The sequence below is a fragment of the Aquabacterium sp. genome (genome assembly GCF_021768455.1).
In the GTDB taxonomy this organism is placed as follows: domain Bacteria; phylum Pseudomonadota; class Gammaproteobacteria; order Burkholderiales; family Burkholderiaceae_C; genus Aquabacterium.
Map to the genome: position 1 here is coordinate 1 of NZ_JAIZVX010000023.1, position 22,957 is coordinate 22,957.

Below are 22,957 nucleotides of genomic sequence, written 5' to 3' on the forward strand. Positions count from 1 at the left end.
CGTGGCCTGGGCCTGCGCCAGGGCGCGGGACTCGGCGGCGGCGTTGAAGGGGTTGCCGGCGCAGGCCAGCCAGGCCAGGCGCGGCAGGGTGAGCAGCCAGCCGGGCAGGGCATCGAGCTGGTTGGCCGAGATCCGCAACAGCGCCAGTGCCTGGCATTGCGCCAGGGATTCGGGCAGGGTTCGCAGGCGGTTGCCCGCCAGCATCAGTTTTTCCATGGGCGCGCAGTGGCCGATGCGCGCGGGCAGCTCGGTCAGGGCGTTGTCGGTCAGGATCAGCCAGCGCAGCGTGGGCGCCAGGGCCTCGGGCGGCACATGGGTGATCCGGTTGGCCTTGAAGCCCACCATGCTGAGCTCGGGCAGGCTGCCCAGCACGGGCGGCAGCACGGTGAAGGGATTGTTCGAGGCAAAGAGCACCCGCAGCCGCGTGAACTCGCCCAGCCAGTCTGGCAGGGTGGTGAGCTGGTTGCCGCTGAGGTCGAGCACCTCCAGCGTGGGGGCCAGGTCGCGCAGGGCGTCGGGCACGGTGCGCAGGTCGGCGCTCAGCTTCAGCTCGCGGGCACCGGCCAGCTCGCCGGCCTGGAGCCGGTGCAGGGTGGAGTGGGTCATGCCCCCGATGTTAGTCGGCCGTACCGTGACCCATGGCACGTTCGGCAGAGTGGTGTCGACGCAGGTGGCGCTCAAGGCGCCGGGTATTTGTCCGAAAAATGACCATTGTCTGTCTGCCTTTCGAACACGCCGCCTGGGGCGATCCGTGTAGGGCACCACCTGATGGGGTTGAGCATGGGATTCCGGAACGCGTCGATCAAGGCCAAGCTGGCTTGGGCCTTTGGGGGCTTGTCGGCCCTCGTGCTGCTGGTGGGCACGCTGGGGCTGCTGGCCCTGACCCATGGCACCGAGCACTTCACCACCTATATCCACGGGGTCAATGCCCGCGCCGAGGTGAGCGGCCATGTGCGCCATGCCGTCTACCGCCGCGCCCTGGCCGCCCGCGATCTGGTCCTGGCCAGCAACCCGGCCGAGCACGAACGCTTGCAGGCCGAGGTCAAGTCGGCCCACGAGGCGGTGCAGACCCAGCTCAAGCAGCTGCAGACCATGATTGCGAGCGCAACAGACACGTCCGACGAGGCGCGCAAGCTCGTGGCCGACATGGCCGAGATCGAGTCGCGCTATGGCCCGGTGGCCCTGAAGATCGCGACCCTGGCCGCACAGGACAAGGACGAGGAAGCCATCGTGGTGCTCAACACCGACTGCATGCCCCTGCTGGCCAAGTTCTCGGGCGTGCTGAAGGACTACACCGCCCTCACCGAGCGCCGCGCCCACGAGGTGGCCGATGCCGCCGAGGCCTATGCCGCCCGCCAGCGTGCCATCTTGCTGGTCAGCTGTGCCGCTGCCCTGGGCCTGGCCGTGGCTGCCGGGGTGGTGATCACGCGCAGCCTGATGGCCGACCTGGGCGCCGACCCGCATGAACTCGGCCTGCTGGCCCAGCGCGTGGCCGATGGCGACCTGCAGCCCGTGGCCAGCATGGCCTCGGCCCCGCGTGGCAGCGTGCTGGCCTCGCTCGGCGCCATGCAGGGCAGCCTGTCGGACATCGTGGGCCGGGTGCGCGAGGCCTCGGAAGCCATTGCCAACGGCACCAGCGAGATCGCCCAGGGCAACAACGACCTGAGCCATCGGACCGAAGAGCAGGTCAACGCCCTGCAGCAGACCTCGGCGACCATGGACGTGCTGGGCAGCATGGTCAACGACAACGCACAGAGCGCCCGCCAGGCCAGCGAACTGGCGGTGGGGGCCAGCGCCGTCGCCGGCAAGGGCGGCGAGGTGGTCAGCCAGGTGGTCGACACCATGCGCGGCATCCACGAGAGCTCGCGCAAGATCAGCGACATCATTGGCGTGATCGACGGCATCGCCTTCCAAACGAACATCCTGGCGCTGAACGCCGCGGTGGAAGCGGCCCGGGCGGGCGAGCAGGGACGGGGCTTCTCGGTGGTGGCCAGCGAGGTGCGCAGCCTGGCGCAACGCAGCGCCACCTCTGCCCGCGAGATCAAGACGCTGATCACCGGCAGCGTGGAGCAGGTCAGCCGTGGTGCGGCCCTGGTCGACGAGGCCGGGGCCACCATGTCGGAAATCGTTCAGGCCATCCAGAAGGTCAGCGACATCGTCAGCGAGATCAGTGAATCCAGCGAGGACCAGCGCGCCGGTGTCAGCCAGATCGGCGAAACCGTGATCCAGATCGACACCACGGCGCAGCAGAACGCGGCCATGGTGGAGCAGATCGCGGCAGCGGCTGGCAGCCTCAACCACCAGTCAGAAGGGCTGGTGCGCGCCGTTGCGGCCTTCCGCACCGCGGCCTGATGGGCCAGGCCAGCGCCCTGACGGGGGCGCTGGCGTTCAGGCCACTTTGAACCCGCGCGTCAGGCCCACCAGGTTGTGGGCCTGTTCCTTGAGGCTCTCGGCCGCGGCGGCCGATTGCTCCACGAGGGCGGCGTTCTGCTGGGTCATCTGGTCCAGGTCGGCCACCGAGTGGTTGATCTGAGCGAGGCCAGTTTCCTGTTCGCGGGCCGCGGCGGCGATCTCGGCAATGATGTCGTTGACGCGCTGGGTGGAGGTCACCACCTCCTGGATGGTCTCGCCGGCTTCGGTCACCAGGCGGTGCCCTTCGGCCACGCGCTCCACGTTGCCGGTGATCAGGCTCTTGATCTCGCGGGCGGCCTCGGCGCTGCGTTGCGCCAGGCTGCGCACCTCGCCGGCCACCACGGCAAAACCACGCCCTTGTTCACCGGCGCGGGCGGCTTCCACCGCGGCGTTCAGCGCCAGGATGTTCGTTTGGAAGGCAATGCCGTCGATCACACCGATGATGTCGCCGATCTTGCGCGAGCTCTCGCTGATGTCGCCCATGGTGCTCACCACGCGTGAGACGACCTCGCCGCCGCGCTGCGCCACCGCCGAAGCCGAGTTGGCCAGCTGGTTGGCCATGCGGGCCGATTCGGCCGTCTGCGTCACGGTGCCGGTCAGCTCTTCGCTGGCCGAGGCGGTTTGCTGCAGGTGGCTGGCGGTCTGCTCGGTGCGGGTCGACAGCTCGGTGTTGCCGATGCTGATCTGAGAGCTGGCGGTCCCGATGGATTCGCTCGATTCCTGGATCGATTTCACCAGCTGATGCAGCGAGCGCTGCATGAGTTGCAGCTCGCGTTGCAGCTCGGAGAGCTCGTCGCGGCCCTTGACGCGGATCTCGCGGGTCAGGTCGCCCTCGGCAATCGAGGTGGTCTCGGCCACCACGTGCCCCAGCGGCTTCGTCACCGAGCGGGTGATCAGCCAGGCGGTCGCGCCGCCGAGCAGCATGGCGGTGACCATGAGCCCGATGAGTTGCGTCTCGGTGCGGCGCACATCGCTTTCATTGGCGGCGATGCGCTGGCTCACCCGCTGGCGCTGGTAGTCGACCAGGGTGCTGATGCCCTGGTCGTAAGCGGCCACGGCAGGCAGCATCTGCCCCTCGATCATGGCCATGGCGGTTTCGCCGTCCTTGGCCTTCAGGGCATCGAAGACCTGGTTGCGGGCTTTCACATAGGTTTCACGGCGCAGGGCGATGTCGGCCAGCAGGGCCTTGCCCTGGTCGCTGTCGATCAGGCCGCTCAGCTCCTTCTGCACGGCGCTGATGCGCTCGGAGGTTTCCTTGATCAGGGGCTGAAAGTGTTCCGAGACCGCCGCGTGGTTGTTGGACTTGACCATGGCGATGGTGCGGGTGGCATTGAGCACCGTCATGGAACGCCAGTTGTCGGCCAGGTTGGCCCGTGTCTGCAGCGAGAGCAGGTAGTGCAGTTCGCCCTGGAGGGCGCCCAGCCGGTGGTAGCTCACGCCCACCAGCACGGCCATCAGAACCAGGGTCAGGCCGAAGCCCAGCGTCAGGCGCTGGCCCATGCGGAAATCGTTCAAGTTCAAGGCGCACTCCAATGCCACGTGGGCATGTGCGCGGTCGGCCGCCCAGCCGGGCCGCGCAGGTTTCAGACCACCTGAGTCTGGCCTGCCGCGGCGTCGCCAAAGCGGCAATAAGCACGGGTTTGCGGGGTGTTGTGGACGGTGTGCATCACACGCGGAAGACTGCCACCATCTGCGCCAGGCTGCCGGCCTGTTGCTGAAGGCTGCCTGCGGCGGCGGCCGATTCCTCCACCAGGGCGGCGTTCTGCTGGGTCACCTCGTCGAGCTGGCTGGCCGCGCTGGCCACCTGGGCAATGCCCTGGGTCTGCTCCTGCGTGGCGGCGCTGATCTCGCCGATCAGGTCGGACACGCGCTGGACCTGCCGCACGATGTCGCCCATGGCCTCACCCGCCTGGTTGACCAGGGCGGCCCCGCTTTCCACCTGGGTGACGCTTTGGCCGATCAGGGACTTGATCTCGCGGGCGGCCTCGGCCGAGCGGCTGGCCAGCGTGCGCACCTCGCTCGCCACCACCGCGAAGCCGCGGCCCTGTTCGCCGGCGCGGGCCGCTTCCACCGCGGCATTCAGCGCCAGGATGTTGGTCTGGAAGGCGATGCCGTCGATCACGCCGATGATGTCGCTGATCTTGCGCGAGCTGGCCGTGATGCCATCCATGGTCTGCACCACCTGGGCCACCACGGCACCGCCGCGGCTGGCGCTCTCGCTGGCGGTCTGGGCCAGCTGGTTGGCGGTGCGGGCGGTGTCGGCGCTTTGCTGCACGGTCGAGGCCAGTTCTTCCATCGAGGCCACCGTCTGTTGCAGGTTGGCGGCCTGCATCTCGGTGCGCTGAGAGAGGTCGCTGTTCCCGGTGGCGATCTGTGCCGTGCCCGTGGCGATCGAGTCGCTGCTCTGGCGCACCTGGCTCACGATGCGCAGCAGGCTGTCGTTCATGCCGCGCAGGGCGCCCAGCAGCTGGCCGGTTTCGTCCTGCCCGCCACCGGGGATGGGCGAGCGCAGGTCGCCCTGGGCCACGGCCTGTGCCACCGTCATGGCCTGGTGAAGCGGCTGCGTGATCGACCGGGTGATGGCCCAGGCCAGGCCTGCGCCCACCATGGCGGCGGTCAGGGCGGTGAGGCCAGCGGTCCACATCACGGCCTCGTTCAGCGCGCCCACCGTGGCAGCCGACGCTTTCATCTTTTGGGTCTGCAGCGTGCGCAGGTCGTCCAGTGCTTTGAAATAGTTGGTTTGAAGCGGGCGAACCTGGGTGATGAGCATGGCGGCCGCCTCGTCACGGCGGCCTGTGCTGCTGAGGGTCACGCTTTCGTTGATGGCCGTCACGTAAGGTTTGCGCGCCTCGACCAAGGCAGCAAGCGCCCGACGTCCATCCTCGTGCTGGATGCCTGCCTCCAGCTTCGCGTAGATCGCGTCGCTGTCTTGACGGATCTCGGCCATGCGCGCCTTTTCCTTGTTCTGGTCGGCCACCTCGGCCAGCATGGCAATGTTGCGTACGGCCCTGGCCACCACATTGGCGTTGTCCTTGAGGCGGGTGATCTGCTCCACCTTGACCATCCGGTCGTCCAGCAGATGGCTGACTTCCTGGTTGACCGTCTTGAGCTTCCAGGTCGTGATGCCTGCCAACAGCAGGATGGCGGCAATCAGCAGGGCAAAGCCCAGACCCAGCCTTGCCCCGATGGGCCATTGGCGCAGTGCGTTCATCGCAAATCCCTTTTGTCTTGGACAGCCAGCATTCCAGCTGTTGACGCTCATATCGGGATGTGATCGATTGACTTGAGGTGCCGCGCGCGCTTGTTCCTACAATGGGCTGCATTTCAACCCGCAACCGGTGTCATCCATGGCGAATTGGCCGCTTTTCGTACCCATCGGCGCCAGCGTCCTGCTGGGAGCCTCCAGCTGGCTGGGCGGCAGTCTGCCCATGCTCCTGCTGATCGGTGCGGGCCTGGTGGCGGCGGTGATGGCCTCGGTGCACCACGCCGAACTCATCGCCCACAAGCTCGGCGAGCCCCTGGGCACCCTGGTGCTGGCTTTGGCGGTGACGGTGATCGAGGTGGCCCTCATCGTCACCATGATGTTGGCCGGGGGCGAGAAGGCCGCTGCCGTGCCGCGCGACACCGTCTACGCCGCCGTGATGATCATCTGCACCGGTGTGGTGGGCTTGTGCCTGCTGATTGGGGGCGTCAAGCACCGCGAGCAGACCTTCCGTGCGGATGGTGCCAACGCCGCGCTCAGCGCCCTCATGGCCCTGGCCGCGCTGACCCTGGTGCTGCCCACCTTCACGACCACCACCTCGGGCGGCACCTACAGCACCGCCCAGCTGGCCTTTGCGGGGGTGGCCTCGCTGGTGCTGTGGCTGGTGTTTGTGTTCGTGCAGACGGTGCGCCACCGCGACTACTTCCTGCCTGTGGGCGATGCGGCCGACGTAGACGCCCACGCTCACCCGCCCACGGCCGCCCAGGCCTGGGCCAGCCTGGGCTTGCTGGTGGTGTCACTGGTGGCCGTGATCGGCCTGGCCAAGGTGCTCTCGCCTGCCATCGAAGGGGCGGTGGAGGCCCATGGCCTGCCCAAGGCCGTGATCGGCGTGGTGATCGCCTTGCTCGTGCTGCTGCCTGAAACCGTGGCCGCCGCCCGCGCCGCCATGGCCAACCGTCTGCAGACCAGCCTGAACCTGGCCATCGGCTCGGCCCTGGCCAGCATCGGCCTGACCATCCCGGCCGTGGTGTGCGTGGCCGTGTGGCTCAAGCTGCCGCTGCAACTGGGCATCGAAGGCAAGGACCTGGTGCTGCTGGCCGTCACCTTCGGCATCGGCACCCTCACCATGGCCCAGGGCCGCACGACCATCATGCAGGGTGCGGTGCACCTGGTGATCTTTGCCGCGTTCGTGTTGTTGACGCTGGTGCCTTGAGCGCATGGAAGACGCCCCATGAAGATTTCCCGAATTGACCACATCGTGCTCACCGTCCGCAGCATCGATGTGACGGCCGAGTTTTACCAGCGTGCCCTGGGCATGGCGGTGGTGACCTTTGGCGAGGGCCGAAAAGCCCTCTCATTTGGCGAGCAGAAATTCAACCTGCATGAGGCTGGCAAGGAGTTCGAGCCCAAAGCCCACAAGCCTGTTCCGGGTTCCATCGACCTGTGCCTGATCACCGAAACCCCCATCCATGAGGTCGTTGACGAGCTTCGTCTCGCAGGCGTCAGCGTGGTGGAGGGGCCGGTGAGGCGAACCGGTGCGCTGGGGCCCATCATGTCCATCTACTTTCGCGACCCCGACCTCAATCTCATTGAGGTTTCCAACGACATCGACGCGCTCGCATGAGGATCAGGGGCGATTGCGCGGTGTCGTATGAGAATGGCTGCAAGATGCGCGTGCAGGTGCAGCCGAGGTACGACGGATTCCAGAACCGCTGGGTGTATCCGTCGCCTTCGTGTTGAGTGAGCCGCGCTTCAAGGAATCCATGCCAAGCATCCTCCCCCTCTACGCTGCCCTCCTGGGCCTGCTGTTTTTCTACCTGAGCGTGCGGACCATCGGCGTGCGCCGCAGGCTGCAGATCGGCATCGGCACGGGTGACAGCCCCGAGATGTTGCGGGCCGTGCGGGTGCATTCGAACTTTGCCGAATACGTGCCGCTGGTGCTGGTGCTGGTTTTTCTGGTGGAGTCGCAGGGGGCGCCCGCGCTGCTGGTGCACGCGCTGGGGCTGTGCCTGCTGCTGGGGCGGTGTGCGCACGCTTACGGCGTCAGCCAGGTGAAAGAGACCTTTGCCTTCCGTATCACCGGCATGATGCTGACCTTCACGGCCCTGCTGGGCTCGTGCGCTTTCCTGCTCTGGCGTCAGGCCGCGCACTTCGCTGCCTGAGCCGCCCATGCGCTGCCCGAGCCGCCGCTTCTCGCTCTTGGTCGTCGCAGGCCTGTGTGTCGCGCTTCAGGCCGGCCTGGTCAAGGCCCAGTCACGGTCGCCAGCCTCGCTGGAAGCCGCTGTCCGGGCCTATGCGCGCAGCCAGGGCGCCGGCGATGTGTCAGGCTTTCGCCATGCCTTGTTCGACCTCAATCGCGACGGGCAGGACGACGCCTTGGTGCTGCTCACCGGCCCCGACTGGTGCGGCTCGGGTGGCTGCACACTGTTGGTGTGGCGCGGCGTGGGCGGTCGTTTCCAGCGTGTGTCGGTGAGCAGCGTGACGGGCGAGCCCTTGCGTGTGCTGGCAAGTGAGCGCCGCCACGGTTGGGCCACCCTGATCGTGCACGCACGCGGTCACGGTGAAGCACTGATGCGCTTCAACGGGCGGCGCTACCCGGGCAACCCTTCGCTGGCGCCGCTGGCCAGCGAGGCGCAGCTGGGCCAGGCGCAGGTGGTGATGCCATGAGGGGTGCCCACCCCCATGCAGGCATCAAGGCACGGTTCGTGCAAGCGGGTGGCTTTTGCCTTCGCCCTGCGCGCACCCCATGGACCGATCCTGCCGTTCGCCCTCCGCAGCCGTCAACGCCGAGGCCCCGTCACCTGCCGGGTTGAGCGCCTGGTTTCACGCCACGATGAACGCCGAGCGGCGACGGCATCTGGCCAGGCTGAGCTGGTGCCTGATCGGCATGGCCGTCGGGGTGTCGCTCGCGCTGTGGTGTGTGGGGCCCCCGGCCTCGCCTTTCTTGCTGGCCTCACTGGGGGGATCGGCGGTGTTCCTGTTTGGCCTGACCAAGGCGCCTGCTGCGCAGCCCCGCTCCTTGCTGGGTGGACACCTGGGGGGCGCGTTCATCGGCATCGCCTGCTACCAGTGCCTGGGTGACGCGTTGCCGGTGTACGCCCTGGCTCAGGTCCTGACCCTGGCCTGGATGATGCTGGCCCGCACCATGCACCCCCCGGCCGGGGCCAATCCCATGTTGATGATCCATGTGCACGCGGGCTGGTCCACCTTGTGGGTCACCGTGCTGCCCGGCTTGCTGGCCTTGCTGTCGGTTGCCGTGGTGTGGAGCCGCTTGTACCCCGGGATGCACCGCTACCCGGTCTCCCCGCTGGCGCCCTCACCGCCCTCGCCGTTCTGGGGCGGATGGGATTGAGGGGCATCGCCGACAATGCGGAGCCCACCGCGATGTCACGCCATGCCTGAAGCCAAAACCCTTGCCCTCTACCTCGTCACCGCCCTGGCCGAGATCGTGGGCTGCTACCTGCCCAGCCTGTGGCTCAGCCAGGGCCGAAGCGCCTGGTGGCTGGTACCGGGCGCGCTGAGCCTGGCCTTGTTTGCCTGGCTGCTGTCGCTGCATCCCCAGGCTTCGGGGCGCGTGTACGCGGCCTATGGCGGCGTCTACATTGCGGTGGCCGTGGCCTGGCTGTGGGCGGTTGACGGCATCCGACCCAGTGCCTGGGACGTGGTCGGCGCGGCCGTGGCGCTGCTGGGCATGGGCATCATCGTGATGGCGCCGCGCAGCGCCTGAAGGGCCCACAGCATGACGCCCATCCTTGAGACCGACACCGCGCTGCTGCCCGTGCTGGAGGCCCTGCGCCCGCTGGAGCCCTTGATTTACGCCGCCAATGGGGGCCTGCCCCGTGCGCACTTCGAACGCCTGCTGGCCCCGGGTTTCTGGGAGGTGGGTGCCTCGGGGGTGGCCTACAGCCGCGCACACGTGCTGGATGTGCTCGAAGCCCGCCAGCGGTCGCCCCGCGACGAGGCCTGGTCCACCAGCGGCCACTACCTGCAGGCTGTCGGTCCGGCGCACTGGCTGCTCAGCTACACCCTGCACCAGCCCACGCGCGTGTCGAAGCGTGCCACGCTGTGGACGCAGACCGAGCAAGGCTGGCAGATGGTCTACCACCAGGGCACGGTGGTGCTGTGAAGGCGGCCCATGTTTTTTGAATTGGCGCTGTTGGCGCTGCTGGTGGGGTGCTGCGCCTGGTACTACCTGAGCCAGCGTGGCCGCCTGGAAGCCGAGGCTCATGCGCTGCGACGGGGCGCCCGCCTGATGGGCGCGCAGGGCGAGTGCCTGTTCGATGGCGCCCAGGCCGAGGTGCTGGAGGCTGAAGCCACCCATGGTGGCACCGACCAGACCGGGCCCTGGCTGGCGGTGCGCAGCCGCTGCAGGATGCCTTCGGGTGCGGTGTTCGAGGTCAGCGTGAAGACGGCGACGCGGCAGGGGATGGCGCGGGTGAGCGTGGTCAGAGCGTCGTGAGCAAGTGAGATGTTGGTGAACACCGTGCAGATCCGCCTTCTTGGCGGCGTGACCTTGTCATTGGGGGGGCAGCCCCTTCAGGCTTTTCCGTATGACAAGTTGAAGGCCGTGTTGGCCTTCCTGGCCATGCAGCCTGGGGTGCCCTGCGCCAGGGACGCTCTGGCCTCCATGTTGTGGCCCCACAGCGATGGCTCGGCGGCCCTTGGCAACCTGCGGCGCGCCTTGTTCGACCTGCGCAAAATGCTGACGCCCATGGCGCAGCCACTCCTGCAGGCCGATCGCCGACACGTTTCGCTGTTGAACACGCCTGGCCTGGTGGTGGACGCCATGCAGCTCCTTTGTGACGAGTTGGGTGATGCGCCATGGCTGCACTGGCGGCCCTTCCTGGGCGAACTGAACCTGGGTGATGCCCCAGCCTTTGCGCAATGGGCGCAAGCGCAAGAGGAGCGGCTCAGGCAGCACACCTTGCGCCGCCTCGATGTCCACATCCAGCGCCAGCTGGCGGGCGGTCACACCCCCTATTTGATCGAGTTGGCCCGCCAGAGGGTGGCCCTGTCACCGGCCAGTGAGGCAGGGCACCGGCAGCTGATTCGCCTGTTGGGCGATGCCGGTCGGTTTGACGAGGCCAAACAGGCCCTGGATGCCTGTGAGCACAGCCTTAGGCAGGCCACGGGCGAGGGGCCGGGTGAGCAAACTCTGGCCCTTTGGCGACACCTCGAGACCCAGCGGCAACAACCCAGCCTGCCTCTGCGCACGGACCAACCACGGCAACCGCTGACGGTGCTGGTGACGCGGTGGCTGAAAGGGCCCACCGATGCGGCCTCCGCCAGCCGTCGGGCTCAGCTTCATGGGCGCCTTGCCGCGCTCACCCGGCAGCAAGGCGGGCAATTCCTGCCACTGACCCACAGTCTCTGGGTGAGCTGCTTTGGTGTTCCGCATCCCCTGGAGGACACGCCAGGCCGAGGCTGGGAGGTTGCCTTGGCCACGGTGCCGCCTCGGGCCAGCTGGCGACATGCAGAGCTTGCCATGGGCCTGGCCCACGGCTGGACCGAGCCGCATCCCGGGGTGCTGTGCCCAGACGCCACGGGAGAGGTGCTCAACGAGGCCTTGTCCCTTGCCTTGGCAGGGCAGGGCGGTTGGCTCCACCTGGCGGCGTCGGTCCGTGGCTTGTTGTCAGTCCAGGGGCGGCTGCCCCAGGGGCTCACCGAGTGCGAGCAGCAGGGTGTGCGCGTTCCCCTGGCGGGGCCAGATCGGCCTCGCTCATCGTCGTTGCCCGTCCATGACCCCTCTCGCCTGATCGGCCGAGAACCAGAGCTGACACGCTTGCAGAACCTGTGGACCCTGGCGCGTGGAGGGCAGTCCTTGCACGTTCAGGTCATGGCTGAAGCGGGGATGGGCAAGACCCGCCTGGTGACGGATTTCCTGAGGCAGGTCCGTGGTCGGGGCGAGCGGGCCTGGTTGCTGGTGGCTGACGAGGCAACCATTCACCAGCCCTGGGAGCCCATCATCCAGTTGTTGCAGCAGGTGCTGAGAGACAGGCCGTCTACCTCTGTGGCGCGGCGTGAGCGCAGCCTGCGTCGGGTGTTGTGCCGCCTCTCGCATGCATGGGTGTCCCAGGCAGCGGTCATCCGCCGCCTGCTGGGCATGCCGTCCGACCTGGATGCGCTGGCCGCCGAGCCAGGGCAGGTGCGCCTGCATCTGGAGTTGGGGCTGGTGGCCTTGATCAGTGGAGTGGCCTTGGAGGGGGGCTTGTTGTTGGTGGTGGAAGACACGCACTGGCTGGACGACGCCAGCCTGGCCGTCCTGCATCGCCTGAGTGAGCCAGGGCAAGCGGCCCAGCCCTGGATGGTGCTGAGCACCGCGAGGCCGGGTGGACCGTCTACCCGTGCCACGCACACCCTCTCGCTCGGCAGCCTTGGCGCACACCATGCACGCTTGCTGGTCGATGCGCGCTGCCATGCCGTGGAGGGTGCACGGCGGCTGGACGAGGCCGCGCTGGCGGCCATCGTGGCGCGGGCCGACGGTGTGCCCCTTTATCTGGAGCAACTCGTGCTCGCACTGGCCTCCGGTTCGGCTCAGACCCAGGCCGTGCCACCGACCTTGCGTGAACTCCTGGTGGCACGCATCGTGGGCCTGGGCCCCCACCGGCATGTGGCGCAGTTGGCTGCCCTCAGTGGTCGCCAGGTGGACCTGCCGCTGATCCACCTTTACGGGGCCGATCAGCCCGAAGCGCTTCAGCACAGCCTGGACGCCCTGCAGGAAGACGGCATCCTTCAGCGGGGCGAAGATGGGGGGCTGGTGTTCCGCCATGCCCTGATCCAGGAGGCAGCCTGCGCGGCCATGCCTCGAGCCAGCCGAGAAGCCGCCCACCGCCGCCTGGGCGAGCTGATGCGGATCCATCTGCCCGACCGGGTTCGTGCGCACCCCGAGCAACTGGCCCATCATCTGGACCTTGGCATCAGCCCTGACGCTCCTGCAGCCTGGCTGGCCGCCGCGCGCAGCATGAACCGGGTGTCGGAGCCCAGCGCCGCTTGCCATCACCTCGAGAAGGGCCTGGCGGCTTTGTCCCATATGGCCGATGCCCCACCGCGCTACGACATGGCTTTCAGACTCTGGGTGGAGTTGGGCAACACGCGCGTGGCGTTGCATGGCTATGGCAGCCAGCAAAGCCGTGCGGCGTACGGCGAGGCGCTGGCACTGTGTGACCGGCTGTCCGACGACGTGGACCTGTTTCAGGTCATGTGGGGTCTCTGGCTGGGCAGCCGAACCGTGGCGGACCAGTCGCCGCCACTGGCCTTCGCCGATCGACTCGCCCATGCCGCCCGTGGCAGCGAGGACCCTGGCGTTCGGCTCCAGGTGCACTACGCCTATGGCAATAACCACTTCTGGCTGGGACAGTACCCTCAGGCCCGCGCGCGCCTGAACCAGGCCGTGGCCCTTGGACGGTCGGTGGACATCAGCCGGATGATCGTGCTGTACGGCGAGGCCAGTCATGTCTGCGCCATGGCCTTTCTGTCCTGGCTGGACTGGCTGGAGGGCCGCCCCACCCAGGCCCTGCGCCAGGCGCAGTCCGCCATCGACGAGGCACGCCGCACCGGCCATGCCCACACCCTGTGTTTTGCCCTGACGTTTGCCTGCACCCTGCATCGCTACCTGCGCATGCCGCAGGAGACGCTGCAATTGGCGCGGCAGGTCGGGCAGCTGGCCGATGTCCATGGTCTGCGCCTGTGGCAGGCCGCCGCGGCGTCGCTGCAGGGCTGGGCCCTGGCGAGCCTGGGACAGGCCGAAGGACTCGTGCCCATCCGCATGGGTCTGGCTGGCGCCCAGCAGGCCATGGCGGCGGTCGAGACCACCTTCATTGCCTTCCTGGCCGATGCACTGTGTCAGCTGGGGCAGGATGAGGAAGCCGCGGTCGTGCTGGCCGATGGCATGGCCAAGGCGCGCGCCATCCCGGACGTCTACCTCCTGCCCGAGTTCCTGCGCCTGGAGGGCGAGCGCCTGGCTCGCCAGAGTTCCCCCGACCTGTCCGCCGCACAGGCCACGCTGGAAGAGGGCCTGGCCATCGCCCAGGAGCAGGGGGCCTGGGGGCTGGTCCTGCGCCTTCAGACCAGCTTGGCTCGCCTGTCAACGCAGCGTGCACCGTGTTGGGGGCCAGCCCACGATGCGTTGCAGGCCTGTCTGGCCCGACTGGACGACGGCGCACCCCTGCCGGACTTCCAGATGGCCCGCGATGGTCTTGACCTCAAGGCTTGACCTGCCCCTGGATCTCCACGGTTTGGGCCTTCACCTTGGTGGCCTGGCTCTGGTCCCGCCGGTTGGCGTTGAAGCCGGCTTTGACGTCCTTGGGCCGGGCCTTGCTGGTTGACTTGGTGCTGCCCTTTGGTGGGGGCGTGGTGCCAGCCGGGGCGGTGCTGGTTTCCGACACCTCCATGGTCAGCCCCACCGTGGCCCCGCCTGCTTCGTGCGTCGATCGGGCTTCCTTCTGCAGAACCTGGCCGCCGGCTTGCACCGATGCCTTGCCCTGTTCCGCGCTGACCTGGGTGCCGACCAGGGTGGTGTCCTTGCCGGAGGAGAGCCTGACATTGCCCCCTTTGCTGGTGATGCTTGCACCCTGAGCATCGGTGGTCTTGACCACGTCCACGTTCACCGACGTGCCACCGGTGACGCTCTTGTCGGTCTGGGTGTCGCCTGCCGTGGCGGCCTTGCTCGTCCCTCCGCTGGCACCCATGCTGATGCCGAAGCCGCCGCTTTGGCTTTCAGACTTGTCTTGCTTGGCTTCGATGGTGAGCGCCCCCCCTGAAGCGATGCCGACATCACGCTCCGCCGTGATGGTGGTGCCGACCAGTCGCGTGTCCCCCCCGCTGGAGATGGACACCGTGCCACCTTCGATGCTGCCAGCCGTTTGGGTGGCCGATTGCGCGTTGGTGTACTGGTAATTCGCCTCAGCCGACACGGTGCCATTCTTGGCGTCCTTGTCAGCCTTGCCCCCGGTCGATCCACCGATGCCCACCGATGCGCCCGCTGTGTGCGTCGTTTCGCTGCTGGTGCTGGTGGCCGCATCGAAGTTCACCTTGCCACCGGCATCGATGCTGGCGCTCTCCTTGCCCTTGAGCACCGTGCCTTCGAAGTTGGCGTCGCCAGTCGACACGATCTTGAGCTTGCCGCCACTGCTCAGGCTCGCCACCTGGGCCGTGCTGCTGGCCGACTGGCTGTTGCTGCCCTCGCCAGCCACGCTCACTTCGCCACCCAGCACCGATTTGGCGTTGACGTTGACCGTGACGGCCACCCCACCCTTGCCCTCGGTGCTCTGGCTGGTCGTGGTGTCTCGCGCAGCAGTCACCTTGAGCTGACCCGCTCCGATGGTGACGTCGCCACCGGCGTCCAGCTTGGTGCCTTCCAGATGGGTCAGGCCACTGGAGCGGCTGTCGACATTGCCACCCACCTTGACGGTGGAGGCCACCGCCGTGGAACTGGTGCTGCTGCTGCTGGACTGGCTGTAATCGGCACGCCAGCGCGCACCGATCGACGCGTCGGCATCGGCCCCACCGGTCACGCTGGCTTCGGCCGAAGCACCGGCGTACATGCCATAGCGTCCCTCGGCTGCGTGGGCGCCGCTGCTGCTGTAGGTGGTGTCGGCAGCGGCCTTGCTCACGATGGTTTCGGCCTTCTGGGTGAGGTTACCGCCCACGTCGATGGCCGTACCCACGTCTTTGATTTCGCCTGTGGCGATGCGCGTGAGGTCGCCCTTGGTGGTGATCGTCGACACCTTGGCCGTGGTGGCGCCTTCGGTCTTGCTGCTGCCCGAGTTGTTGACGAAGCCCCCCACCTCGACCGAGGCCGATGCATCGGCACCCGCCATGGCCTGGCCCTTGGCACCCGCCTTGGCGCTGGCATCCAGGTACATGCCGGCGGTGGTGACATTGGTGGTGCGCGACGTTTCCTTCACGTCATGCACCGCTTCGAAGCTCTGATTGGCCGCCTGGATGGTGGCCGAGCCCTCGGACGACAAGCTGGAGCCCTTGACCTTGAGATCGCCTGACACGTCGACCTTCAGGTTGCCGCCCGAACCCAGGCTGGCCCCTTGGTGGGTCACGGTCTTGCTGGTCTCCGTTGAAGTTTCGGCCCGCAGCCAGCTCAGCTTGTTGGCCGAGCTGGCCTCTCCTTCTGCGGTGGCCGAGGCGTTGGTGACATTGCCCGTGCTGGCACTCACCCCTCCCTGTACGCCATTTTTGCTGCTGCCCATGAGGCCGATGCCCACGTCGACCTTCTCGGTCTTGCTGATGTCATGGTCGGCTACGGCACTCACCTCCAGTGACTTGGCCTGGATGGCCAGGTCACCACTGGCGTTCACGCTGGAGCCCTCGACCGCCACCTTGTTGTTTGCCTTGATGCGGACGTTGCCCCCTTCGATGACGCTGCCATCGTGGGTCAGCTTGTCGGTGGTGGTGGTGGTGGACTTCACGTCCACAAAGCGCACGCCCGACTCGGTGTTGGCTTGCGCGCCCGCTTCAGCCGATGCGCTGGCGTTGCCCGTCACGCTGGTGACGCGGTCGGCACCGGCGCGCGCGCCGGCATTGGCTCCCGCGTCGCTGTCGGTCTTAGCCATCAGCCCAATGTTGGTTTCGGTCGTCTTGGTGCTTGACGTGTCGACGTTGCGGCCAGCCTTGACGGTGACGTTCTCGGCCGACAAGGCCAGGTCGCCTCCCGCCTTGAGCGACGAGCCTTCCAGCGTGATGTCCTTGCTGGCCTGGATGCTGGCGCCCTGCCCGAAGCTCAGGCTGCTGCCGCGGCTGCGCTCCGAATTGCGCGTGCTGGTGGTCTCGGTGTTGGACACGAAAGCCAGGCCGCCCGTGCCACTGCCCGAGGCAGAGGCTTCGGCCCCCGCACTGGCATGGGCCTCCTGCGTCTTGCCATCGTGCTTGGACTTCGCTTGTGCCGAAGCGTCCGATTCGCCCTGCGTCTGCCCGCTCACCACCTTCAGCAGGCTCGTGGTGCTGGTCGTCTTGGTGCTGCGGTCGTAGTCCTGCCCAGCCAGCACATTGATGTTCTGAGCTTGCAGATCGCCCGCGCCGCCCACGTCCACCTTGGCGCCCTGGATGGTGATGTCCTTGTCTGTCTTGGCAGTCAGGTCACCGCCCACCTTCAAGGTGCTGGCCACGGTGCGCCCCTTGTCGGTGGTTTCCTTGGTGGTGCTGGTGCCCCACACGCCGCCGCCCACGCCCCAGCCTTCTTCCTTGCTCTGGCTGGTGGTTTGGGTGGTGTCCATGCGGTTGATGACGCTGATGCCGTCCTTGGCCTGCAGCTTGGCGTTGCCGGCAGCAGTCACGTCGGTGCCCGCCAGCACGATCTCCTTGCTGGTGTCCATGATGAGGTCAGCCCCCACCGTCAGCCCGGACTTGTGCTGGGTCACGGTTTCGGTGGTGCTGGAGGCCACCGTGGTCTTGCCGTCCTTGCTGCTTTGGCTGCTGGTGCTGCTGGTCGACTTTTGGGCGATCGTGTCGAAGGTGATCGAGTCCTTGGCCACCAAGGAAGCCGATCCCCCTGCGCTCATTTGCGCCCCGATGTTCTTGATCGCCTGGCCCGCGTCCAATGCCAGGTTGCCCGAGGCGGCGATGGCCGCGTCACGCGCGAGCACGGTCTGCCCGTTGATCTCCTGTGCCAGCGTCTGGTTGACGATGCTGCCCTGGGTCGACGTCAGGCTGATGTTGCCGCCCGTGATGGTGCCCGAGAGGTTGCGGATGTCCCCCGCCGACACCACCGTCATCGACTTGCTGGCCGACAAGGTGCCACCGGTGTTCGTCAGGCTGCTGAGGTTGAGGTTCATGTCGTTGGCCGCGATGACCGAGCCCGTCTGGATGCTCGCCAGCGTCTTGGGCGACAGGTACACCACGGGCGACAACACCACCTGGTCGCCCACCTGGGTCTTGACCATCCAGACGATGTCTTGCGCCAGGCTGGCTTGCTGGGTGCTGCTCAGCGGCTCGCCATACACCAGGCCCAGGCCCTTGGCCTGTTGCGAGGCATCGGCCATCAGCGCCTTCATCTGCTCGGCATCGCTGTAGCCCTTGCCCGCCAACCAGTTGCGGCCGGTCTGGGCCAACACCTGCTGGGCCACGGTGTAGGCCTCGTAGTTGCCATCCCCCAGGCGCTTGATCAGCTTGTCCGGGTCATAGCCCAGCGCCGAGGTGAGCAGGTCCGAGCCCGCAAAGCTGCCTGACGACAGATACAACGGGTTGGTCTCGACCAGGTATCGGGCCGAAGGCGAGCCGACGGTCACGTACAGGCCATTGCTGCCTTGCGGCAGGTTGAGGCTCAGGCCGCCAAAGTCCACCTGGCTCACACCGGAGGGCAGGCCAATGTCTTTGGGGTCAAGCTTGTGGGCCACCGTGCCTGCGCTGGGCTGAGGGTTGTCGACCGGGGTGATGTCTGTCGAGTCCTTGGGGGCGGTGTCAGCCTCCACGCTGGCACTCTGGTAGCCCTCATCCTTGAAGGCCGAGCCCGATGGGGTGCCCGAGCCCGCACCACCATTGGCTGACGGCTGCGAGGCCACCGTGGACTGGACCTTGTCGGTGCCGCCGCTGAGGCTCAGATTGAAGTCCGAGGCGTTGAGCGTGCCTGCGTAGAGACCCGCCACGTAAGTCTGGCGAGAATTGGGGGCTTCAACGCGGTTGGTGACGGTGGCGCCGCGAACATTCGCTTCATGGGCGGAGATTTTGGCGCCTGTCACCCAATGTGTGTAGACAGTGTACGTTTGCGTGTAGTTGTAGCGGTGCAGCACCAACTCACGGTTTTCAAACGTGGCGCTGGCCTGCGCCCCCACGATGTTCATCGTCTGCGCCGACAGGGTGCCGCCCAGGTTGGTCGCGGTGTCAAAACCAGTGATGCTCAAACTGCCAGAAGCCGAAATCAACGGTCTGAAGGCCGGTACACCGCTGGCAAAAGATTCTTGTGCGACCCACGTGCGCGTAAAGCGCCAGTACTCCCACAGATCAAGAGCGGGACCGTCCACTGTCCAGTTTTCGACCTTCGTTTGATCGCTGTAGTAGGTGACGTTGATCGACAAGTCTCCCAGCATGCGATTGCTGAACACGCGCGCCTTCAGGTTGGCGTCCTGGCTGGCATGGATGCTGCTGGTGTTCAGGATCTGGTCTGCGTTGATGGCCAGGTCCTTGGCTTCCACCTGGCCCACGGCCTCGTCAGCCGTGCCCACGTTGCTGAACGTGCCCTTCAGGGCGTTGAGCGTGAGCAGACCGCCGCTCCACAACAGGCCTTGGTTGGCAAAGTTTGCATCCGAACTCACGGTCGTGGTGCCTGCGCCCGAGATGGCCGCGCCTTGCGCGTTGTCGATGCTGCCGGCATGGACGTCCAGCGCGCCAGCCGAGTAGATCAGGCCCTGGTTGCTCAAGCTGCCCGCCACGGAGATGGTGCCGCCATCGCCCTCCGCTGCCCCCATGGCTGCGAGCACCCGGCTGTCGCTGTCTTGCAGGGTCAGGCTGCTGGCTGTCAGGTCGAGGTTTTGCTGAGCGCGGACGGTGGCCTTCCCTGACAGCGTTGCCACGCCCGTCTTGATGTGCACGCTGTCGCCCTGCAGCAGGCCGTCCGAATACAGCTCAAGACTTTGTGCTTCCACGCTCAGGGCTTGTGCAGCCTGCACTTCACCGCTGTTGCGCAGTGCGCCGGTCAGGCTCACGGTAAGTTGGCCGTTGGCGCCCAAACGCCCCGTGCTGTCGAGGCTTCCGCCATTGATGGTGAGGTCGCCCAATGACAGCATCTTGCCGTTGTCGGACTGCTGGGTCTGAGCAGCGTCCACCGTCAAGCTGCCCTGGCTCAGCAATGTGCCCTCGTTGTCCAGCACCTTGGCCTTCACGTCCATGGTGCCAGTGGTGGCGACCATCAGCTTGCTGTTGTGCAGCGTGCCCGCACCGACATCCACGGTCAGCCGGCGCCCTGCCGAAGAGATCTGTCCACTGTTGTCCAACGATGCGGCCGTCAACGTCACGTCACCACTGCTGTCGATGCTGCCGCTGTTGGCGGCGTTGCCAGACACGGTCAGGGCCGAAGGCCAAGTCTGGCTTGTCACAGCGCTGGACAGCACCCACGAACCATGCTGGGACAGGCTGCCCAGGTCAGCCACCGTGCCGGTGGTGGCCTGCACACGACCGTTCAGGTCGTTGACGAATGCCCCAGCATCCAGCCACAGCATGCCCGCGGTGTTCATCAGGGCTTTGGCTGCGTTGTGCACCTCGCCCGCCGTGGTCAAGCTCAGTGCGCTGGCGCCATAGAGCGTGCCCAGGTTGTCCAGCGACTCGGCCTTCACGGTCAGGGCGTCGGTGTCGGCCGCGATGGTGCCTGTGTTGCTCACGCCATGCGCACTGTTCACCACCATGCCCTTGGCCTGGATCCAGCCTGTTTTCAGGTTGGTCAACAGGATGCTGCCCGTGCCAGTCAGCCGGACGTTCATCTGGCCACCGGCCACCATGTCCTTGGCGTTGAACAAGTTGTCTGCCGTCAGCAAGACGTCCTGGGCCGAGCTCAGGGTGCCCCAGTTCATGGCCTGACCGGTCAAGGCGAAGGTGTCCACCTGGCCCGAAGCCTGGGTGGACGTCAGCCATAGGCCAGAGTTCAGCCAATCACCGCCCTGCACCGACATGCCCTGCCCAGCCTGCACCGTTGCGTCGACACCGTTGTAGAGCGTGCGCGCGGCCAGGGTCATGTCGCCGCCGCTCAGCCATTGCTTGGTGTTGGAGAACGAGTTGGCCAGACCGCTTAGGCCCGCCAGTGTCACCCGCTTGCCACCGTAGACCACGCCTTGGTTGTCCATGTTGTTGGTGATCACCTCCACGGCCTGGGTGGCCAGCACCGAGCCCCGGTTGACCGTCACGGTGTCGCTGTGCAGCTTCACCGTGTCGCCTGCCATCTGAGCGCCGCTCTCGTTGACCAGGGCGTTGTAGCCCTGCACGGTGGCGCTCAAGGTGCCCTTGGCCCCCAATTGCGCCCCTTTGTCATTGAGCAAGGTGCCGCCCTGCACCAACAGGCCCAGATCGCCCTCAGTCGCCACCGAGCCCGTGTTGTGCAGCCCTGCTGCCACCACAGCCAGAGACTGGGCCGACTGCACATTGCCGGCGTTGTCCAGCTGGCCCGTCACCGTCAGCTGGTCGGTGCCACCCCCCGCCTTTGTGGACAGGATCCACGTGCCGCTTTGTGCGAGAGAAGAGGCCTGCAGGTCAGAGCCCGTTTCGGCCTGAACTTGGCCGCTGTTGTTCACCTTGCCCGCTTGCACGCTCAGGTCTGCGCCACTCAGTGTGAGGCCCGAGTTCACCCACGTCATGGGCGACGGGTTGCTGCCTGCGTTGGCGCTGAGACCTGCGCTGGCGTACACGGCGCCAGCCTGCGTCCACAAAGCCGTGGTGAGGCTCAAGCGCCCTTGGGTTTGCAGTGAGGCACCGGCTTCGTTGTTCAGGTTGTCGCTCAGGGACAGCGTCACATCACCCTGGCTCAGGAGCTGGCCCTGGTTGCGCAGGCTGGATGCCGACAAGGTGAAGCTGCCTGCGGACTGCATGGCACCGCTGTTGACCACGTCGCCAGAAGTCACGCGGCTGACCGCGGCGGCTTCTGTGGACAGCAACCAGGTGCCCGCTTGCAGCAGGCTCCCTGCTTTCACTTGCGAGCCTTGTGCCGCCTGAATCCACCCGCTGGCCAGGTTCTCCAAACGGCCAGCCTCGATGTCCAACTGCCCGTCGGCCTGCAGCAGGCCACTGTTGCTCACCAAGCCAACCGACGCACTGGACCAGCCGGCCAGTTGGACATCACCCTTGGCCACGCTGTTGCCCGAGTGCTCGATGACATCGGATTGGACCGTCAGGTTGCCAGCGTCGGCGCTCAACTCACCCGCATGGCGCCAGATGTAGGCCGATACCCGGATGTTGCCCTTCGTGCTCTGGATGCCTTGTCCGGCGTCGCTCAGGTCGCTCATCACGCCACCGGAGCGCAGGCTCAGGTCGGCCACCGAGCGCAGTGCGGCGCGGCCCAGCTCCATCGGGCCTTGTGCGTTCCAGTCGATGATGCCCCCTGCGCTGAAGGCCCCCGAGCCCAAGGTGAGCACGCCAAACCGCCCCGACCAGTCCCCAGCGGACAGCCAATTGGCACCATCCACCGACGCTGCACCGCTCACGTCCACATCCAGATTGCGGCCGGCCTGACGGAGCCCGCGCTCACTGCCGCTGGCCTGGTCAGACAGCGATGCCGCGCTCACGGTGAGGTCGTGCTCGGCCACCAGGTTGCTGTCACTCAAGCTCAAGGCACCTGCTGCGCTCAAGGCGATGTCGTCACGCGCGGCCACCGAAGCGCTGGCCAACTGCACATCGGCCTGTCCACTGACCTTGACCGAGGTGTTGGCCGACAGGCGGCCCAACAGTTCGATCCGGCCTGCGCTGCTCACCTGGATCTCGTCCTGGCTGGTGACGGCATCACCCCGCATGCGCACACCCACCCCGGCTTCGGTCGCGAGCAGACGGATGCGCCCGGCGTACATGCCGCCCAGCACCGTGCTGTCCAGGGCGTAGAGCGGGGTCTCTCCTGCCGTGGTCAGTTGGCCGGTTGCGCTGCGGTCTGCATAGCGCCATCCCTGGCTGCCCAGGGTGAGCATGAGGTCCTGAGCGTGCACCTGCGCCTCGATCGACACGGATCGGGTCACGAGGTCCAGCACTTGCTGAGCACTGGCGTTGAGTCCGTCGCCGGTGATGCGGATGTCGCCACGGCTCACGTCAAGACCTTCAAAGCGACCATCGCTGGCAAAGCGCGGTGTGCCGGTGCTCAGGGTCACCCGGTCTGTGTTGATGAAGCCGCAGCCCGAGCAGGTGATACCGTAGGGGTTGGCCACGATCACGTCGGCCTTGTTGCCCAGGACCTCGGTGAAGCCTGCCAGGGTCGATCGGTTGTTGCTCACCACCTCGTTGAGGATCACGGTGGCGCTGCTTTGCAACTGGGTGTTGGCCGCCACGCGGCCGGCCAGCGTGGAAACAGCGGTCAGCCCGGCGCTGGTGGTGGCGTTGTTGAGCACCAGCCCTTTTGCATCGACGTTGTACTGCGTGAACTGGTTGCGAGAGAGGCCTTGAGCGTTCGGGTTGGCGATGTGGAAGACGGTCACCCCGTTGTCGGCCACATACGCGGTGGTCCCCGCGGTCACCGACTGTACGGTGGGCTGGCCCGCTCCGGCGGCCCATGCCAGTGGCGTGAGGCCAAAGGTGGCAATGGACAGTGCGACGCTGCCCAGCACGCCGTCAGAACGGCTGCAGGCCTTGCCCTTGGCGCATTCGGATGCGGCCACCCAGGCACCCAGGCCTGCATTCCAGACGACACGGAAGATGTGGTTCATGAGCTGCTTT

14 protein-coding genes are annotated in these 22,957 nt (G+C 66.8%); 10 read left to right on the plus strand and 4 right to left on the minus strand.

Annotated features, from left to right (window positions below):
- Positions 1 to 606: leucine-rich repeat domain-containing protein (locus QZ994_RS05050; protein ID WP_290869105.1), on the minus strand; the 606-nt coding region annotated here is incomplete at its 3' end.
- Between the two features lie 174 nt (positions 607 to 780).
- Here QZ994_RS05050 and QZ994_RS05055 point away from each other — a divergent pair.
- Positions 781 to 2,352 (plus strand): methyl-accepting chemotaxis protein, encoded by a 1,572-nt coding sequence (locus QZ994_RS05055; protein WP_290869108.1) that lies wholly within the window; start codon positions 781 to 783, stop codon positions 2,350 to 2,352.
- Positions 2,353 to 2,388: 36 nt separating this feature from the next.
- On the opposite strand, the gene QZ994_RS05060 is transcribed toward QZ994_RS05055, so the two are convergent.
- Positions 2,389 to 3,933 (minus strand): methyl-accepting chemotaxis protein, encoded by a 1,545-nt coding sequence (locus QZ994_RS05060; RefSeq protein ID WP_290869111.1) that lies wholly within the window; start codon positions 3,931 to 3,933, stop codon positions 2,389 to 2,391.
- 145 nt (positions 3,934 to 4,078) lie between these two features.
- A complete protein-coding gene (locus QZ994_RS05065; protein ID WP_290869114.1) occupies positions 4,079 to 5,623 on the minus strand; it encodes a methyl-accepting chemotaxis protein in 1,545 nt (514 codons plus the stop codon).
- Between the two features lie 136 nt (positions 5,624 to 5,759).
- Here QZ994_RS05065 and QZ994_RS05070 point away from each other — a divergent pair, with 136 nt between their 5' ends.
- The 9 genes from QZ994_RS05070 (at position 5,760) to QZ994_RS05110 (ending at position 13,826) form a co-directional block, all read left to right on the plus strand.
- Complete coding sequence (locus QZ994_RS05070) at positions 5,760 to 6,827, plus strand: ionic transporter y4hA (protein WP_290869117.1); 1,068 nt, start codon at positions 5,760 to 5,762, stop codon at positions 6,825 to 6,827.
- Between the two features lie 18 nt (positions 6,828 to 6,845).
- Positions 6,846 to 7,238, plus strand: a complete 393-nt coding sequence (locus QZ994_RS05075; RefSeq protein ID WP_290869119.1) for a VOC family protein — start codon at positions 6,846 to 6,848, stop codon at positions 7,236 to 7,238.
- Between the two features lie 139 nt (positions 7,239 to 7,377).
- A complete protein-coding gene (locus QZ994_RS05080) occupies positions 7,378 to 7,776 on the plus strand; it encodes an MAPEG family protein (protein ID WP_290869122.1) in 399 nt (132 codons plus the stop codon).
- A gap of 7 nt (positions 7,777 to 7,783) precedes the next feature.
- Entirely contained in the window at positions 7,784 to 8,281 is a 498-nt protein-coding gene (locus tag QZ994_RS05085; protein ID WP_290869125.1) for a hypothetical protein, read from the plus strand.
- A gap of 79 nt (positions 8,282 to 8,360) precedes the next feature.
- Positions 8,361 to 8,966, plus strand: coding sequence for an HPP family protein (locus QZ994_RS05090; RefSeq protein WP_290869128.1), 606 nt, complete (start codon positions 8,361 to 8,363; stop codon positions 8,964 to 8,966).
- Between the two features lie 42 nt (positions 8,967 to 9,008).
- Entirely contained in the window at positions 9,009 to 9,341 is a 333-nt protein-coding gene (locus QZ994_RS05095) for a YnfA family protein (protein ID WP_290869131.1), read from the plus strand.
- A 12-nt stretch (positions 9,342 to 9,353) separates the two neighbouring features.
- Positions 9,354 to 9,740, plus strand: coding sequence for a DUF4440 domain-containing protein (locus QZ994_RS05100; protein ID WP_290869134.1), 387 nt, complete (start codon positions 9,354 to 9,356; stop codon positions 9,738 to 9,740).
- Positions 9,741 to 9,749: 9 nt separating this feature from the next.
- The gene (locus QZ994_RS05105; protein ID WP_290869137.1) at positions 9,750 to 10,073 is read left to right on the plus strand and encodes a hypothetical protein; all 324 of its coding nucleotides are present in this window, start codon (positions 9,750 to 9,752) and stop codon (positions 10,071 to 10,073) included.
- Between the two features lie 9 nt (positions 10,074 to 10,082).
- The gene (locus QZ994_RS05110) at positions 10,083 to 13,826 is read left to right on the plus strand and encodes an AAA family ATPase (RefSeq protein WP_290869140.1); all 3,744 of its coding nucleotides are present in this window, start codon (positions 10,083 to 10,085) and stop codon (positions 13,824 to 13,826) included.
- Here the strand turns inward: QZ994_RS05110 and QZ994_RS05115 are convergent.
- A complete protein-coding gene (locus tag QZ994_RS05115) occupies positions 13,816 to 22,947 on the minus strand; it encodes a hemagglutinin repeat-containing protein (protein ID WP_290869143.1) in 9,132 nt (3,043 codons plus the stop codon). The two genes, QZ994_RS05110 and QZ994_RS05115, sit on opposite strands and share 11 nt — an antisense overlap.
- Positions 22,948 to 22,957: the final 10 nt, after the last annotated feature.